The organism is Marinomonas colpomeniae (genome assembly GCF_014803385.1).
Classification (GTDB): Bacteria; Pseudomonadota; Gammaproteobacteria; order Pseudomonadales; family Marinomonadaceae; genus Marinomonas; species Marinomonas colpomeniae.
Genome location: NZ_JACYFC010000010.1, coordinates 1 through 15864, shown reverse-complemented (window position 1 = coordinate 15864; position 15864 = coordinate 1). Strand labels below are relative to the sequence as shown.

Annotated in this window: 15 protein-coding genes; 9 read left to right on the top strand and 6 right to left on the bottom strand. The window is 39.8% G+C overall.

What is annotated here, in order from left to right:
* Nucleotides 1–153: 153 nt before the first annotated feature.
* Nucleotides 154–1701: a methyl-accepting chemotaxis protein gene (locus tag IF202_RS17045; RefSeq protein WP_191596121.1), complete on the top strand. Its 1548-nt coding sequence runs from the start codon at nucleotides 154–156 to the stop codon at nucleotides 1699–1701.
* An 81-nt stretch (nucleotides 1702–1782) separates the two neighbouring features.
* Here the strand turns inward: IF202_RS17045 and IF202_RS17040 are convergent, their stop codons facing one another.
* The 4 genes from IF202_RS17040 to hemC are packed head-to-tail and all read right to left on the bottom strand — an operon-like array spanning nucleotide 1783 to nucleotide 5990.
* Nucleotides 1783–3012 carry a heme biosynthesis HemY N-terminal domain-containing protein gene (locus IF202_RS17040; protein WP_191596120.1) on the bottom strand — a complete coding sequence of 410 codons (1230 nt, stop codon included), beginning with the start codon at nucleotides 3010–3012 and terminating at the stop codon, nucleotides 1783–1785.
* The gene (locus IF202_RS17035) at nucleotides 3009–4295 is read right to left on the bottom strand and encodes a uroporphyrinogen-III C-methyltransferase (protein WP_191596119.1); all 1287 of its coding nucleotides are present in this window, start codon (nucleotides 4293–4295) and stop codon (nucleotides 3009–3011) included. The genes IF202_RS17040 and IF202_RS17035 overlap by 4 nt, the downstream gene beginning before the upstream one ends.
* Nucleotides 4282–5049: a uroporphyrinogen-III synthase gene (locus IF202_RS17030; RefSeq protein WP_191596118.1), complete on the bottom strand. Its 768-nt coding sequence runs from the start codon at nucleotides 5047–5049 to the stop codon at nucleotides 4282–4284. The genes IF202_RS17035 and IF202_RS17030 overlap by 14 nt, the downstream gene beginning before the upstream one ends.
* Nucleotides 5050–5066: 17 nt before the next feature.
* The gene (hemC, locus tag IF202_RS17025; protein WP_191596117.1) at nucleotides 5067–5990 is read right to left on the bottom strand and encodes a hydroxymethylbilane synthase; all 924 of its coding nucleotides are present in this window, start codon (nucleotides 5988–5990) and stop codon (nucleotides 5067–5069) included.
* A 169-nt stretch (nucleotides 5991–6159) separates the two neighbouring features.
* On the opposite strand from hemC, the gene argH reads away from it, so the two are divergent.
* Nucleotides 6160–7566, top strand: a complete 1407-nt coding sequence (argH, locus tag IF202_RS17020) for an argininosuccinate lyase (RefSeq protein ID WP_191596116.1) — start codon at nucleotides 6160–6162, stop codon at nucleotides 7564–7566.
* A 69-nt stretch (nucleotides 7567–7635) separates the two neighbouring features.
* Here the strand turns inward: argH and IF202_RS17015 are convergent, their stop codons facing one another.
* Nucleotides 7636–8352: a hypothetical protein gene (locus IF202_RS17015; protein WP_191596115.1), complete on the bottom strand. Its 717-nt coding sequence runs from the start codon at nucleotides 8350–8352 to the stop codon at nucleotides 7636–7638.
* A 226-nt stretch (nucleotides 8353–8578) separates the two neighbouring features.
* Here IF202_RS17015 and lptM point away from each other — a divergent pair, with 226 nt between their 5' ends.
* The 6 genes from lptM to trxA all read left to right on the top strand — a co-directional run bounded on the left by lptM (nucleotide 8579) and on the right by trxA (nucleotide 12624).
* Entirely contained in the window at nucleotides 8579–8698 is a 120-nt protein-coding gene (lptM, locus tag IF202_RS17800; RefSeq protein ID WP_206705554.1) for an LPS translocon maturation chaperone LptM, read from the top strand.
* Nucleotides 8699–8712: 14 nt separating this feature from the next.
* On the top strand, nucleotides 8713–9966 hold the full coding sequence (lysA, locus tag IF202_RS17005) for a diaminopimelate decarboxylase (RefSeq protein WP_191596114.1): 1254 nt from the start codon (nucleotides 8713–8715) through the stop codon (nucleotides 9964–9966).
* 10 nt (nucleotides 9967–9976) lie between these two features.
* A complete protein-coding gene (dapF, locus tag IF202_RS17000) occupies nucleotides 9977–10807 on the top strand; it encodes a diaminopimelate epimerase (RefSeq protein WP_191596113.1) in 831 nt (276 codons plus the stop codon).
* 8 nt (nucleotides 10808–10815) lie between these two features.
* Nucleotides 10816–11481, top strand: coding sequence for a DUF484 family protein (locus IF202_RS16995; RefSeq protein WP_191596112.1), 666 nt, complete (start codon nucleotides 10816–10818; stop codon nucleotides 11479–11481).
* Entirely contained in the window at nucleotides 11478–12191 is a 714-nt protein-coding gene (locus IF202_RS16990) for an HAD family hydrolase (RefSeq protein WP_191596111.1), read from the top strand. Before IF202_RS16995 ends, IF202_RS16990 begins: the two co-directional genes overlap by 4 nt.
* 106 nt (nucleotides 12192–12297) lie before the next feature.
* Nucleotides 12298–12624, top strand: coding sequence for a thioredoxin TrxA (gene trxA, locus IF202_RS16985; protein ID WP_191596110.1), 327 nt, complete (start codon nucleotides 12298–12300; stop codon nucleotides 12622–12624).
* 63 nt (nucleotides 12625–12687) lie between these two features.
* Here the strand turns inward: trxA and IF202_RS16980 are convergent, their stop codons facing one another.
* On the bottom strand, nucleotides 12688–14097 hold the full coding sequence (locus tag IF202_RS16980; protein ID WP_191596109.1) for a peptidoglycan DD-metalloendopeptidase family protein: 1410 nt from the start codon (nucleotides 14095–14097) through the stop codon (nucleotides 12688–12690).
* Between the two features lie 106 nt (nucleotides 14098–14203).
* On the opposite strand from IF202_RS16980, the gene tyrS reads away from it, so the two are divergent.
* On the top strand, nucleotides 14204–15508 hold the full coding sequence (gene tyrS / locus IF202_RS16975) for a tyrosine--tRNA ligase (protein WP_191596108.1): 1305 nt from the start codon (nucleotides 14204–14206) through the stop codon (nucleotides 15506–15508).
* Nucleotides 15509–15864: the final 356 nt, after the last annotated feature.

The window sequence follows — 15864 nt, the reverse complement described above, 5'->3', positions numbered from 1 at the left end:
TAGATATAGCTAAGTAGTTATATTTTATGGAGAAGCGCCATTTTTTTGTTACTTTTTGTGGCTCTTTGTTACTCTCTGTTTCTCTTGTGTTATCTTCTTTTTCTCATTCGTTATATTCAGCTCCTTCGCTAAATTTCCTAGGGATAGTTCTTCATGCGGAAAAATACACCTGTTACTCATCAAGAAAAAAAGTTCAAGCAAGATGTTAAGCTCGTCTCTACAACAGATTTAGATGGAAATATTGTTCATTGCAATGCGGCCTTTGTTGAAATAAGCGGCTTTGAAGAAAGTGAGCTGATTGGGAGTCCCCATAATATTGTCCGTCATCCTGATATGCCTCAAGAAGCTTTTCAAGTTATGTGGGAAACCTTAAAGCAAGGGAACGCTTGGATGGGGTTGGTTAAAAATCGTTGTAAAAATGGCGACTTTTATTGGGTGGATGCTTATGTGACTCCTGTAATGGAAGGCGGCAAAGTAATTGGGTATGAATCTGTTAGGACTGTTCCTGATCGAGATGACGTTGCAAGAGCTGAAAAAATATATCGAAAAATCATTGAAGGTAAGCGCGTTTTCCCAATTGCGTTCATGTCATGGAAAGTATTGCTACCTCTAGTTGGTGTGATGCTCTCGGTCGTAGTTGGGAGTTTGGATTTACTTTATGGTGCTGGCGTATTAATGGTAACATCATTATTAATGAATGTCCTTTTTTGGCTGAATCATTCCAGTCTGCAAGCCACATTAAGAAAACGATTATCAACCTCCTTCCTACATCCTTTAGCAGGAATCAGTTATTCGGATAATGCATTAAGCACCGCCACATTAGAAGTTGGCATCAAAAGCTTGTTATCTAGAATTGATGCAATATTGACTAGATTTGAAGATGAATCATTAAAAGTTTCCGCACAATCTAAAGTTGGCTTGGCGTTGACACTTGAAATGACGAAAGCAATGACCAGTCAGCAGCATGAAACTCAAGATGTTGCTGCTGCTATGCAGGAAATGACAACAACCATTAATGATGTTGCTCAACAGGTTCAAATGACAGCAGATAGCGCAAAAACCTCTTTAGAGTCTGCTGAATCTGGCCAGAAAACGGTCCAAGAGACTCGTCAATCTATTCGCCAATTAAGTGAAACAGTCAGCGACATCAGTAATACAGTACAAGACCTTGCAAACCACTCTGAAGAGATTGCTCTAGTTGCGCAGATGATCGATCAGATTGCTGAACAGACCAATTTATTGGCTTTAAACGCAGCAATTGAAGCGGCCCGCGCTGGTGAATATGGACGAGGTTTTGCGGTTGTAGCCGATGAAGTGCGTCAGCTTGCTCAGAGAACACAAGGATCAACTCAGGATATTCATAAAATTATAAACACACTACGTACTGGTGCACAGAGTTCTGTGGCGATTGCAAGCCAGGGTAAAGAGGATGCTCTACAAGGCTTAGATAAGATCGTCGAAATGGAAAATTCATTCGTGAATATTGTGAGCGCAGTTTCAAATATAACGGACATGGCGATGCAAATGTCGACAGCGGTAGAAGAACAGGCTCATGTATCGGAAGATATTAATCGGCAAGTTGTACGTATCTCAGACTTGTCTATAGAGAGCACAGAAAAGGCTAACTTATCCAGTGAAAGTATCAAGTCGCTACAAAACGTCGCAGAAGATATGCACGAGTTAATCGTTCGATTTAAATAAAGCTATGAATATAAAAAAACGCTGTTATGGAAATAACAGCGTTTTTTTTGTTTTAACCTAATCTAGATCGAGGTTAAAACACTAAGGCAGAGGCAGTGGTTTTAATTTGTTACTGGCATGATTTAAGTTAATCATTATCAGGTCTTGACTCGATTTTGTATCGCCCATCGCTCTAAGCAAACGACTTAGTTCTGGGAGTGCTTCACTGTTTGCATCAAGCGCTAGTGCTTGTTCGTAGTAGTCTCTGGCTTTTCCCCATAACATCATTGACTGAGATAAACGGCCGCAAACAAGATATAAATTGGCGCTAGCTGGTTCTCTCTTTAGCCAATTTTCACAATTGCTTAATAGTTTCTTCGTATTGTCTTGTTTTACGTTGCTGTATTCATAGATAAGATCTTCAGACCAGGTTTGATTTAAACTATCTCGAATGAAATGTTCAGCTTTAGTGTCGTCACCAAAGGTTATTAGAGTTTGGGCATACAACTGTCTCATTCTATCGTCCTGAGCAAGTGTGTCTAATTTAGACCATAGATTTTCTACTTCAGTGACAAGCTCTTTGCTGTTTTGACCTAGTTTGTTACGAAACTTGATTTTATCGAGTAAAGCCAGGAAGGCATTTCGCTCTAAATCGAGCATGTTGTCCCCATCAAATATGCCATCTTTTTTTAATATTGGAGTCAGTATAAGTAGTGCGTCCCAGTCTTTTAGTTTTGTATAAACGGTGACTAGCATTTTTAAGATTTGTTTATGCTTAGGCTTTAGTTTTTGTAAGCGTAGAAGGGACGCTAAAGCGCTCTCATAGTGCCCTTGTTTCATTTGAATTTGGCTTTGTGCAAAGCCAATAGCGAATTCCGCCTGAGGTGTTGATTTATGGGCTGAGCGTAATAAGGATTGAGAACGCTCATGTTCGTCCTGTTCGCTTGCTGCATAGGCCGCGCTGATATAATTAATTAGTGGATAAGGTACTTTTTGCGCGCTGTTTGTTAGTAGTTTTTCGGCTTTATTCCAGTTGCCACCAACTAATTCCAACATTCCGCGAATTGTATTTCGAGACGCTCTTTTTTGCGCTAAATTACCTGTAACTTTTGCAAGTGAGCTACTTGGTCTGAGTGTGATGAAAAGAATACGCTTCACCCAGCTCATTACAAATAATGTTATGACCATCGTAGCAACTAATACCCATAAGCTGGTTTCTATTGTGATGCCACGATAGGCGATTAGTACATATCCACTGTCTTCACGCATGAGCAACCCTAGTACGCCACCAACAGCCATCATAATAACCAGTAAGAAGAGAAGCTTTCTCATATCTTATCTCCTGCTGGAGTATCTGATTGTGGTTGATCATCACTTTTTGTAGCTGTTTCTAAAGTTTGGCTCTCATCTTCGGTTTCTTGAATCGCTTCTCCACGGTTTGTCCAGGCATCCATTAATGCTTTCATAGCAATCAGGGAGTCTCTAGGTTGTGGTAGTTCTGGCGTTGGGTTTAATTGCTGCATTGCTGTCAAACTTGCCAAAAAGGATATAACAGCATCTGATTGAGTGTCGAAATATTCTGTAGTGGCGTCCGCTATACGTGAAAGCGCTTGTTGATAAATGACAGATTCGCCTTTTATTAACGATACTTGGGCGATATCTAATTGGATCTGTATTCCTGTGATGAGCTCTTGATATTCAGCAGGCGGTAACAACATTTTGATAGGTTTGTGATTGTAATTTATGATGACCAATGAACGAAGTGACTGCCAGAAACTGTTTAATGTAGATTGTATAGTGTTCTGAGTTGAGTTTACTGAAGCTTCTTCTTTGACTGCGGCTAAATCGCCTTTTGATGGTTCGCGTTGAGGAAGGTTCTCTACGCTATCATATAGGGCATTTAGTTTTAAATAAGAACCTTCTAAATCAAACTGACTTGTTGCGCTTAATGCTTGAATGTCTTTTGCCAAAGCTTTACGGGTCGCAAAAACGATAGGGTCTTTTAGCTTATTGAGAATGTCATCGGCATTCTTCAGTAAGGTCTGTGCACCTTTACTGTCAGACTCAAGTAGCAGGCGTTGGTTGGCGAGACGAATTAGATACTCTGCCTCAGCCAGTTTCCAATCTTCTTTTGTTGTATTGTTGAGTCTATTTAGCTTAGCTTCAAGTGATAGTAACTGTTCACTTTGTATTGTTTGTACGCTAATTATTTGTTTTTTCTGTGCTTGATTGTTCTGCTCTAAGGTGTTGACTTGCTCAATGAGCTGTTTAAATTGAGATTGGCTAAGAGAGCTCTCATCTAACTTATTGCTTATAGTATTCTGTTGTGTAGACAACTTACTTATATCATCACTAAATGAGTTTTGAGTGCTTTGATAATAAAGCCAGCCACAAATAACAATTGCTACGACTGATAGCACTAATGAAATAGGTATTAGCCATTTTGTAGGTGATGTTTTTTGTGTGATCTCTTTAGGGGGGGTTTTTTCTTTTTCAGAGGTCTTATTTTCTGTTTTGTCTATTGTCGAAGTTTCTGGCACTACAGCTTCAGCAGGCGTAACAGGATTTTCATCAGCAGAGCTGTCTAAATGTCCGTACTTATTATTCTCTGTCATTCTGTTTTCCTGTATAAAATTCTGTTGCTTTGATCAAGCTATTGTCGTCAGCGCCATTGGCGCACGAGGTATTTATCCAACCTAATTCTTTTGCTTGTTGGTTCACTCTAATACTTGGTGTAAGTATAGGAAGTGTTTTCCATTCTGGTTTATATAGTGCAACGTATTCTGAAAGATTGCTGAGGTTCTCTCCACTCGTTACCCATATTAAATTAATATCGGGCAACATAAAGAAAGTTTGAGCGTGATATTCAGGTTTTTTTCTTTCATACAGTGAAAGGTAACTGACTTTTGCTCCTTTTTCCTCAAGTTTGTCACCAAGTATTGTCCGTCCGCCAACTCCGCGAACAATAAGTATTTTTTGACCTGTCATTTTTACAGGCTTTAGCCAACTGAGTAAGGCCTCGCTTGTATTTCCCGGATTTGATAATGCAGGGATTCCTTCTTCAATAAGGGTCTGGGTAGTCCCTTGTCCAATTCCAAGCCAATGAACATTAATGGGTAGCATGGGCCAACAATCATCTAACCACTCGCAAGCTATCCTTGCGGCATTTTTACTTACAAAAATAACGTAGTTAAATTCAGAAATATTAAAAATCTGTGAGCGGATCGCTGCTTTTTCTTGAGTGTTCGCTATCGCTCTTATCTCTAACATAGGCAATGGAATAGGCTGAGCTCCTATGTTTTTTAGGCGCTCACAACTAATTGTGTTTTCTGGTTCTGGCCGTGTAATAAGAATAGAGCAATCTTGCACTAAAATTTCACCTGTTTTTATTGGTAAATAGCGTCGAGTATCTTGCCTGCGCCACGAGCAAGTAATTCGTCTGCTAGTTGTACGCCAAGTGATTTTGCATCGTTTTTATGTCCACGGATTTCACTTTGAATCATGGTTTTTCCATCAGGACTACCAACTAATCCTCTTAGCCAAATAGTGTCGTCTGTTAAAATGGCAAAGCAGGCAATTGGTGCTTGGCAACCGCCATTTAAACGTTCATTGACGGCGCGCTCGGCTGTGACTCTAATGGCTGTGCTTTCATGCTGTAATGGCGCTAATAGATTAATTGTCTGTAGGTCATCAGTACGGCACTCAATCCCCATCGCTCCTTGTCCACCAGCTGGTAGGCTCGTTTCTGCCGACATTTTTTGACGAATGCGGTCTGGCATTTCTAGGCGAAGTAAGCCTGCAGTTGCAAGAATAATAGCATCGTATTCATCGTTATCTAATTTACGTAGGCGCGTGTTTACATTACCTCGTAAATCTTTGATAACAATATCAGGACGATTCATTCGCAACTGACAAGAGCGTCGTAAGCTAGATGTACCGACTACACTGCCGACTGGTAGTGTCTCGATAGAAGTGAAATGGTTTGAAATAAAGGCGTCAGTTGGGTCTTCTCGTTCACAAATAACAGCGAGGCTTAAACCTTCAGGAAAAGCCATTGGGACATCTTTCATGGAATGAACGGCTATATCCGCTCGACCATCCATTAAGGCTGTTTCAAGCTCTTTAACAAAAAGTCCTTTGCCACCGATTTTTGAGAGCGGTGAATCTAGAATTTGGTCTCCTTTCGTCGTCATACCAAGTAATTCCACGCAAAGGTCTGGATACAATGACTCTAATTGTGCTTTTACATTGTTGGCTTGCCAAAGAGCTAGTTGACTTTCTCGAGTGGCGATCACAATTTTGTCTTTCACTTTATCTCCCAATGTTCTGGTGGTCAGAAGAATGGATGAGATTCTTCATGATTATATATACCTCTAATGATACTCGTTAAGAGTAAAGCCGTCATCCTTCGTGCTTTATAAGTACTAGCGCTTAAGGTACTCTTGGCAACTGATTGAACTTTGTTTAGGAACCTATTGAATGACTGATACTAATAAAACCACAAACCAGCAATGGGGTGGCCGTTTTTCTGAGCCTGTAGATGCTTTTGTTGCACGTTTTACTGCTTCTGTTGAGTTTGATCAACGTATGGCGAAGCAAGATATCCAAGGATCTGTTGCACACGGTAAAATGCTTGCAAGTATTGGTGTTTTAACAAAAGAAGAGCTTGATCAGATTATTCAAGGTTTAGCTGAAATCGAAGATGAAATTGCCCGTGGCGAGTTTGAGTGGTCGATTGAGCTGGAAGATGTTCACATGAACATTGAAGCTCGTTTAACTCAAAAAATTGGTATTACAGGTAAGAAATTACATACAGGCCGTTCTCGTAATGATCAAGTAGCAACAGATATTCGCCTCTATTTACGTGACGAGGTGGACTTTCTTCTTGAGGAAGTAACTCGATTGCAGCAAGGTATTTTAAGTTTGGCAGAAAAAGAAGCTAATACCATTATGCCTGGTTTCACCCATTTACAAACAGCTCAACCTGTCACATTTGGTCATCACTTGATGGCTTGGTATGAAATGATGCAGCGTGATTATGAGCGTCTAGTTGATTGTCGTAAGCGTATTAATATCTTGCCTTTAGGTGCCGCTGCGTTAGCAGGGACAACCTATCCGATTGACCGATATATGACAGCTGATTTGTTGGGTTTTGAACGTCCAACTTATAATTCTTTAGACTCTGTTAGTGATCGTGATTTCGCCATAGAATTTGCTTCTACAGCGTCTATTATCATGATGCATATGTCTCGTTGGGCAGAAGAAATGGTAATGTGGGCGTCAGCTCAATTTAACTTTATTTATCTACCTGATCGCTTTTGTACTGGCTCATCAATTATGCCACAGAAGAAAAATCCAGACGTACCAGAGTTGGTTCGTGGTAAAACTGGGCGAGTTTACGGGCATTTGATGGGTCTATTAACCTTGATGAAGTCACAATGTTTGGCCTACAACAAAGATAATCAAGAAGATAAAGAACCTTTGTTTGATACGGTTGATACATTGAAGGGATCGTTACGTGCTTTTGCCGATATGATTCCAGCTATTGAGTCTCGTAAAGATCATATGTATGAAGCAGCGCGCCGTGGTTTTTCTACTGCAACTGATTTGGCTGATTACTTAGTGGGTAAAGGTATTGCGTTTCGAGACGCACATGAAGTGGTCGGTAAAGCTGTTGGTTATGGCGTGCAAGAAGGCAAAGATTTGTCTGAAATGACGCTAGAAGAGCTGCAGTCGTTTGGCTCTATGATTCAAAGTGATGTATTTGACGTACTTACTTTGGAAGGGTCTGTCGCGGCTCGTGATCATATTGGTGGAACGTCTCCTGCTCAAGTGTTGAAAGCAGTTGCTCGCGCGAAATCTGAGTTACAGGATCGTCTAGTCTAATACTTTTTGATTTTCAATTCTAAAAAGTATGTCTGTAGAATGATAAAAACGGTGATTTATTCACCGTTTTTATTTGCCTATAAAAAATGGAGAGTCAGTTCCGAGAAAGACATTAGGTGCGATGTTTAATTCAAAAAGAAAGGTTTTACTTTGTCCGCTGCACCCAGACAAAACAACGGCCCATAAGTCATTACTACCCATGTCAGGTACGCGCCAGCATACGCCATTGATATTAACGTAACGAGAGCCGTCTACGCCTTTTGTTACAGGGTATTCCTCTTCCTTCATTTGCCCTTTTAGATAGTTTTCCTGAGCTAATGTCGATTCGGCTATTTTATTTCTGAGTTCTTCAGAAAATACTTCTTCTAGTACACCATCATTTTTATCTGGTGACAAATCTAGGTTTGATAGGTCAAGTAAATCCGCTTTCTCTATAGTCAAATTGCCGCTATTTAAATTATCAGTAAGTGTCTGAGGTTCAGCAAAGGATATAGGATCTGGAGCGCTAAAGTTACCCAGCTCAATTAATGGTCTTTCTACTGATGTATCTAAGGGGGGAGCTTGTTGCTCGGAAATAAATTGCTCTATTGTCGGGTTGTTTGATTCAGCTGATTTCGCGTTATCGTTTGTTGTGCGATTTACTTCAGGTAATAGAATTAGTTCAAAGCTAGGTGTAGGAAGGTTTGCATCAAGCGAATCTCTATTGTTTGATAAAGTAATGAGCAATATGTGTATGGCTACCGCGAATATAAGAGCTGTTGCCAATGGGATGATGTTTTTTTTCATTAATTTTTACATATTTAAAGTGGTTAAAAATAGAGTTTTATTTCGCTTATTATGAGTTCAATTAAATAGTAGTCTTTAGAAATAGAGTTGGTGGCCCAGATAGGAAATTCAAGTAAAAATAGAATTCTATTTTTTTCGAAAAGAATATCTGTGTAATTTACTTGCTAGGGTTGGGAAACGAACAGCCTGCAAGTATACTGTCCTTATCAAAAATAGAAGAGATAAGATGATGTCTAAGTTGCTGTCAGTATGTGTTTTAGCTTTTTTTTTGGCGGCTTGTGGAAATAAAGGTTCTCTTTATTTCCCAGAAGATACAGCTCAAGTGCAACAAGAGTCATCTTTATAACTGAGGATTCCCTTTTGGATTTTTTTAATTATTCTAATCAGACTCTGCATGCAGAGAATGTTGCTTTGTCTGATGTTGCTAGTGAATACGGTACACCTTGTTATGTATATTCACGAGCGACCCTGGAACGTCATTATAATGCTTATGCAGAAGCTTTTGCATCACACCCGACGTTAATTTGTTATGCGGTGAAAGCGTGTTCCAATATCGCGATTTTAAATGTACTTGCTCGATTGGGTTCTGGCTTTGACATCGTTTCTGTCGGTGAGCTTGAGCGTGTATTAAAAGCTGGTGGTGATCCGTCAAAAGTAATGTTTTCTGGATTAGGAAAGCAAGCCTCAGAAATGCGTCGTGCATTAGAAGTGGGGATTCATTGCTTTAATGTCGAATCCGAAGCGGAGCTACATCGTTTAAATCAAGTGGCTGAAGAAATGGGGCAAATTGCACCCGTTTCTTTGCGGGTTAACCCTGATGTAGACGCTAAAACACATCCTTATATTTCGACAGGACTAAAAGAAAATAAATTTGGTATAGATATTCAAGATGCGGTTCGTATCTACCAAATTGCAGATAGCCTACCTAACTTAAATGTGATGGGAGTAGATTGTCATATAGGCTCGCAGTTAACTGAACTTAAGCCGTTTTTAGACACTTTTGATCGCTTAATTGGCTTGGTTGGTCAGCTTGCTAAGGCTGGTATTACCATTAAACACCTCGATTTAGGTGGTGGTTTAGGTGTTCGTTATCGTGATGAAGTTCCGCCAGAACCTGCAGATTACGCTAAATTGCTGCTTGAAAAAGTGAAAGGACTAGACGTTACTTTAGCGTTTGAACCTGGTCGTTCTATTGCCGCAAATGCTGGTATTTTATTGACTCAAGTTGAGTTTTTGAAATGTAATCCGCATAAAAATTTCGCCATTATTGATGGTGCGATGAATGACTTGATTCGTCCGTCTTTATATGGTGCTTGGATGAATATTGTTCCTGTTTCTTTGACTCCGACACCGGAAGGAAAGCGCAGTTATGATTTAGTTGGACCTATTTGTGAGACGGGTGACTTTTTAGGTAAGGATCGCGAGTTGGATATTCAGGCGGGCGATCTATTGGCTGTTCGTTCGGCTGGTGCTTACGGTTTTACAATGTCGTCTAACTATAATAGTCGTAATCGTGCAGCGGAAGTTATGGTCGACGGCGACAAAACCTACTTAATTCGTGCGCGTGAAACTATTGAGCATCAATTGGCTGGCGAGCAAGTCTTACCAGACTAAGGGGTTCATTGTGTTATTGAAATTTACTAAAATGCATGGGCTTGGAAACGATTTTGTTGTTGTTGATGCGGTGTCTCGTAAGGTGTTTTTTAATAAGCAGCAAATCGAGAAACTAAGTGATCGTAATTGGGGGATTGGTTTTGATCAACTATTAGTTGTTGAGCCGCCGACACTTCCCGATATGGATTTTCGTTATCGCATTTATAACTCTGACGGTAGTGAGGTTGAGCACTGTGGGAATGGTGCTCGCTGCTTTGCTAAGTTTGTTTTAGATCGTGGGTTGACCGATAAACGTATTATTAATGTAGAGACGAAGCGTGGTGTTATCCAATTACGTGTAATGGATGATGGTTTGGTAACTGTTGATATGGGATCGCCAAGTTTTGAGCCCAAAGACTTACCATTTACCACTGATTCATCAAGTTCTCTTTATAGTATTAATGCTGGCGATAATAAATATTTCATTACTCCAGTGTCTGTTGGTAATCCCCATGCTGTAATAAAAGTAGATGCACTTCTCGATGAAGAAGTTGCAACGGTTGGTGCTCTTATTGAGTGTCATGAGCGCTTTCCTCGTAATGTTAATGTCGGTTTTATGCAGGTTCTAAATTCAGCAGAAATTAACCTACGTGTTTACGAGCGAGGAGTAGGTGAAACTCAAGCTTGTGGTACCGGTGCTTGCGCGGCTGTAGTAGCTGGTATCAAACATGGTTGGTTATCACCTAAAGTGACTGTGCATTTACGTGGTGGTGATTTACATATCGAATGGCAAGGTCAAGGAGAGCCAGTTCTTATGACTGGACCAGCAGCGAAAGTATTTGAAGGTCAAATTTACCTATAAGAGGCAATATGAGCGAAGAGGAAGTAATTCAATACTTGTTGAACACACCAGATTTTTTTGTTCGACACTCTGATGTGTTGGAAAGTCTGAGCCTTCCTCACCCTGTTAATGGAAAGGTAATTTCATTACTTGAGTATCAGGTTGATGTGTTACGAAAGTCTACAGCAGGGTATCGAGGTCAATTCGAGCGCCTTGTTGATGTGGCTCGTGAAAATGAGTCCACTATGCAGAAAAGTCGTCGTTTGGTGTTGGCTGGTCTCAATTGTGATTCTTTAGATGATTTCGCGGTGGTGATTAGTGACATGGTAAGAGAGGACTTTGATATTTCTCATCATGCATTGGTTTTGTATGGTAGCCATACTGATACTGCAATAAGAATTCATGAGTTGGTAGAGGATGATACCTCATTATCACATGCTTCAGGTTTTGCAGATTGCTTTTGCGGAATTTTACCTGAGAATGAAATGCGTTTTCTTTTTTTTGATAATGTTAGTTCAATTCGTTCTGTTGCTGTATTGCCTCTTTTATCGAGGTCTGGAGGGAAAATACAAAAATGTGGTGTGCTTGTATTGGGAGCTGAAAATGAAAACTCTTTCAATAAAGAGAAAGGTACAATGTTTCTTCAGTATCTTGCTGATTTATTGAGTGCCATTCTATTAAGGTTGCTGCCATGAGTGCTTTGATTACATTCGACCTAGACAATACCCTCTGGGATGTCGCTCCTGTTATTGTTCGAGCTGAATACGCTATGGAATCTTGGTTTGAAGAGCGCTTTCCAGGCTTTTCTCAGCAGTTTTCCTCCTCTGAGCAAGATGTATTTAAAAAAAGCATTTTAATTAAAAGGCCTGAAATCGCTTCTAACCTTACTGCACTGCGTTTTAATGTATATATGTTGGCGTTAAAGCGATTTGGATTGCCTTCAGAGGAGGCAGAATCTGTTGCTGCAGCAGCATTAGCTCATTTCTGTGAATGGCGTCAAAAGGTAGATCTTTTCCCTCACGTTGTTGATGTGTTGGAGGAGTTGAATCAAGATTATTCTTTGGCTGTAATAACGAATGGTAATGCAGATGTATTTCACCCCTATGTTGGGTTGGGGCAATACTTTGATTTTGCTATTCGAGCCGACCAAGTGGGCGCAGCTAAACCAGAAGTTGACGTGTTTTCTGTCGCAGCTAAAACGGCAGGTCGAGACTTGTCTCAGATTATACATATAGGTGATCATCCTATTGATGATGTGTATGGCGCTGCGAATGCTGGTGCTAGAAGTATTTGGTTTAATCGCCATGGAGCTAGGCGTTGGGCGGACGAGTGGGGTTCTCGTTCTAGTGCAGAGGTGCATTCTTTATTGGAGTTACCAACTGCTATTCGTTCTTTAATATTATAGTATTTTTCTATAGCTCTAATTAATATATACGGATTCTTACCCCGATAGTTTAGTGATACACTAGATTATATTCATTGTTTACAAGTAGATTTTAAGGGAACTTATTATGAGTGAAAACACAATCCAAATTACTGATGCGCAATTCGCAGAAGAAGTATTAAATTCAGACATTCCAGTAATTGTTGATTTTTGGGCTCCTTGGTGTGGTCCATGTAAAATGATTGCGCCGGTATTGGAAGATGTTGCAGCTGAATATGCTGGTAAAGTAAAAGTGGTTAAGTTAAACGTTGATGAAAATCAAGAAACGGCACCTAAGTATAACGTTCGCGGAATTCCTACTTTGTTAATTGTTAAAGGTGGTGAAGTGGTCGCAACAAAAGTCGGTGCGGTTTCTAAATCACAATTAATTGAGTTCGTTAACGGCGCTATCTAATTTGATATTTGTGTGTTAATTGTTTTTAAAAAAAAGCAGCCATTGGCTGCTTTTTTCGTTTTTCTAGTTCTTGAGGGAGGCGAGCTTTCTGGCAAAATCAGCTGAATGTGAGCTTGTTAGTGTCGCGGTGACTTGTTTTGCGTACGGCAAGTAATTCTTTAAATCGCTTTTAGGCATTGGGTCATCATTAGGTAACTTTACTGTGACTGGGTTTTTATGAGTGCCATTTATTCTAAATTCATAGTGCAAGTGTGGTCCTGTCGCCCATCCTGTTTGGCCGACATAAGCAATTATTTTTCCCTGAGAAACTGTTGCGCCTCGTCTAGTTCCTCTTGCGAAGCCCCTTAAATGTGCATAAAGGGTTTGATATCCACGACCATGGTCAATGATGACAACATTCCCGTAGCCGTTTTGTTTTCCTGCGAATGATACCTTTCCATCGCCTGCCGCTTTAACTGGTGTACCGCTCGCTGCTGCATAATCAACACCACGATGTGGTTTACTGGTTTTAAAAATGGGGTGCAATCTATTTGGATTAAACTTAGATGAAATTCTTGTGAAATCTACAGGCGTACGTATAAAGGTTTTACGCATTGCTAGTCCGTCAGGCGTGTAATAGTGAGCGCCTCCTTTTGTCTCATAGCGAATGGCTTGATAGGTTCTACCATTATTAATAAATTGGGTGGCAATGATATTGCCATGGCCAATTTTCTCTCCATCGAGAAATTTTTCTTCATAAAGTACACTTAGGCTGTCACCTTTTCGTATGTCTAAAGCAAAATCAATATCCCAACCGAATATATTAGCCAGCTCAATAAGGAGTGATTGCTCTATCCCTGATTTTAAACCGTCAACAAATAGGGAGTTGTTTATCTCTGCTTCTTTGTATGTCTGTATAATCTCTGGTTTTCTAGATATTTCACTTCTCTCAAAAACGTTATCGTTACGCTTAAATATAACGCTATCAAGTCTGTTCTGAACCAGTGTTAGTTGAGTTAGTTCTCCATTTTTTTCATTCTTTGTAAAGTGGATCGTTTGCCCAGGTCTCATCTGTAATAACGTTTTTTGTTTTTTATCTGCTTGGGATACCTTGTGTATGTCTTGTGCGGAAATTCCTTTTTTGGATAATATTTTTGATAAAGAGTCACCTGCACTAATTTTTATAGATTGCTCTTTGTAAGTTGTAGGGCTGATTTTTTTAGCTAATGTGTCGGGTGTCGGTATGTCATACGTAGTACTTACATTCTTAGCGATTGGTGATGTAGTACTAATAGTAGAGGTGCTTTTAGGTGTGAGCTGTTGAATATCATGAAATGTAAGTTCAGATTGAACTACCTCTTGGAGTTTAGCTTCGAGTGATATTGAGTCGTTATCAGCTGTTTCACCCGCTGGAAGTACGATTAACACTGTAGCGAGAAGTACGCAGGTAGCCGCAATTAGGAGTAAATGTTTTGTTGGTATTAGTTTGATCAAAATGAGTATCCAAAAAATCTTAAATAAAGCCTTATAATCCTACCAAGATTACTTTTATAATTGAATGCTTAAGTAACATAAACTAATCAGGATATGGATCAAAATAATGACGGTAAGCAGTAAAGACCTTTTAAATGACTTGCAAGCTCGTGGACTTATTGCCCAAATGACGGCGGAAGATGAGCTAAAAAAACACCTAGAAGGTGGAAGTCGTACGCTTTATTGCGGTTTTGATCCGACTGCCGACAGTTTGCACATAGGCAGTTTAGTTCCTTTGTTAATGTTGAGGCGCTTTCAGTTGGCAGGCCATAAGCCTTTAGCTTTGGTAGGTGGAGCCACTGGTTTGATCGGTGATCCAAGCTTTAAAGCCGTTGAGCGTAAGTTAAACGGACCTGAAGTTGTTTCTGAGTGGGTTGAAAAACTACGTGCGCAAGTAAGTCAGTTTATTGATTTCAATGGTGATGAAAATAGTGCAGAAGTGGTGAATAACTATGATTGGACGAAAGATCTTAATATTTTGGATTTTTTGCGAGATGTAGGAAAGCATTTCTCTATTAACGCAATGATTCAAAAAGAGTCAGTAAAGCAGCGTATCAACCGTGAAGGTGAAGGTATTTCCTTTACTGAGTTTACTTACATGATCTTGCAGTCTTACGATTTTGCAGAGCTTAATCGTCTATATAGCTGTACGTTGCAGATCGGCGGTAGCGATCAGTGGGGTAATATTACTGGTGGTACTGACTTAACTCGTCGTCAAAATGGCAATCAGGCTTTTGGTTTGACAATGCCTTTGGTTACAAAGTCTGACGGAACTAAATTTGGTAAAACTGAAACTGGTACTATATGGCTTGATGCTAGTAAAACCAGCCAATACGCTTTTTATCAATTCTGGCTTAATAGTGCCGATGCAGATGCTTACAAATTTTTGAAATATTTTACATTTTTATCTGTAGAAGAAATTGATGCGATTGAGAGGAAAGATAAAGAAAGTGGTGGTAAGCCGGAGGGGCAAAGTATTTTAGCTCGTGAAGTCACTAAACTGGTCCATGGTGAAGAAGGGCTGCGAGCAGCTGAGCGTATAACTCTTGCTTTGTTTAGTGGTGAGGCAGATCAATTAAGTGAGCAGGATTTGGAGCAAATTCAGTTGGATGGTTTACCAAGCAGTAGTTTGAAAGGAGTAGACTTGGCTTCTACCCCCTTAACTTCTTTACTTGCGGATGCTGGTTTGGCGTCAAGTGGTAAACAGGTGAAAGACGCTTTGCAAAGAAATTCAGTTTTTGTAAATGGTCAGGCTAAAGGGCTTGATGATAATATGAATGCTGAGGCAATATTTTCTGTTACGGCAGGTTACTTCGATAAGTACTTTTTGGTAAAGCTTGGTAAGAAAAAGCATCACTTGTTTGTCTTATAAAGTTTCTGTTTTGAATTAGAGAAACACCAAATAAAAAGGAAAGCACTTGTGCCTTCCTTTTTATTTGTCTGTAGTCGATAAATCTTCAAAAACTTTTAAAAAATCACTTGCGCTAAAAATTACAGGCTGTATTATACGCCCTCCCTGACACGTACAGTGCTTCTTATTGAAGTTGCTGAAGTGAATAGGTAACGCTCTTTAAAATAGATAATCAGATAATTTGTGTGGACGTTCGCTGGAGACTTCAGAAGATCTACATTTACAGACTTTTGTTTGTGGGTGAGAGATCAAAAAAATTGAAGTCTTACGAAACGTCTACATATTAATTCGCTTTATGTTGATTTGGTTCCTCCCAA

What these genes read in the sequence shown, in the direction of transcription:
- IF202_RS17015 (WP_191596115.1), bottom strand. Translation starts at nt 8,352, where the DNA reads ATGAAAAAAAACATCATCCCATTGGCAACAGCTCTTATATTCGCGGTA.
- IF202_RS17045 (WP_191596121.1), top strand. Translation starts at nt 154, where the DNA reads ATGCGGAAAAATACACCTGTTACTCATCAAGAAAAAAAGTTCAAGCAA.
- tyrS (WP_191596108.1), top strand. Translation starts at nt 14,204, where the DNA reads ATGACGGTAAGCAGTAAAGACCTTTTAAATGACTTGCAAGCTCGTGGA.
- lptM (WP_206705554.1), top strand. Translation starts at nt 8,579, where the DNA reads ATGATGTCTAAGTTGCTGTCAGTATGTGTTTTAGCTTTTTTTTTGGCG.
- argH (WP_191596116.1), top strand. Translation starts at nt 6,160, where the DNA reads ATGACTGATACTAATAAAACCACAAACCAGCAATGGGGTGGCCGTTTT.
- IF202_RS17040 (WP_191596120.1), bottom strand. Translation starts at nt 3,012, where the DNA reads ATGAGAAAGCTTCTCTTCTTACTGGTTATTATGATGGCTGTTGGTGGC.
- IF202_RS16990 (WP_191596111.1), top strand. Translation starts at nt 11,478, where the DNA reads ATGAGTGCTTTGATTACATTCGACCTAGACAATACCCTCTGGGATGTC.
- IF202_RS17035 (WP_191596119.1), bottom strand. Translation starts at nt 4,295, where the DNA reads ATGACAGAGAATAATAAGTACGGACATTTAGACAGCTCTGCTGATGAA.
- trxA (WP_191596110.1), top strand. Translation starts at nt 12,298, where the DNA reads ATGAGTGAAAACACAATCCAAATTACTGATGCGCAATTCGCAGAAGAA.
- IF202_RS16995 (WP_191596112.1), top strand. Translation starts at nt 10,816, where the DNA reads ATGAGCGAAGAGGAAGTAATTCAATACTTGTTGAACACACCAGATTTT.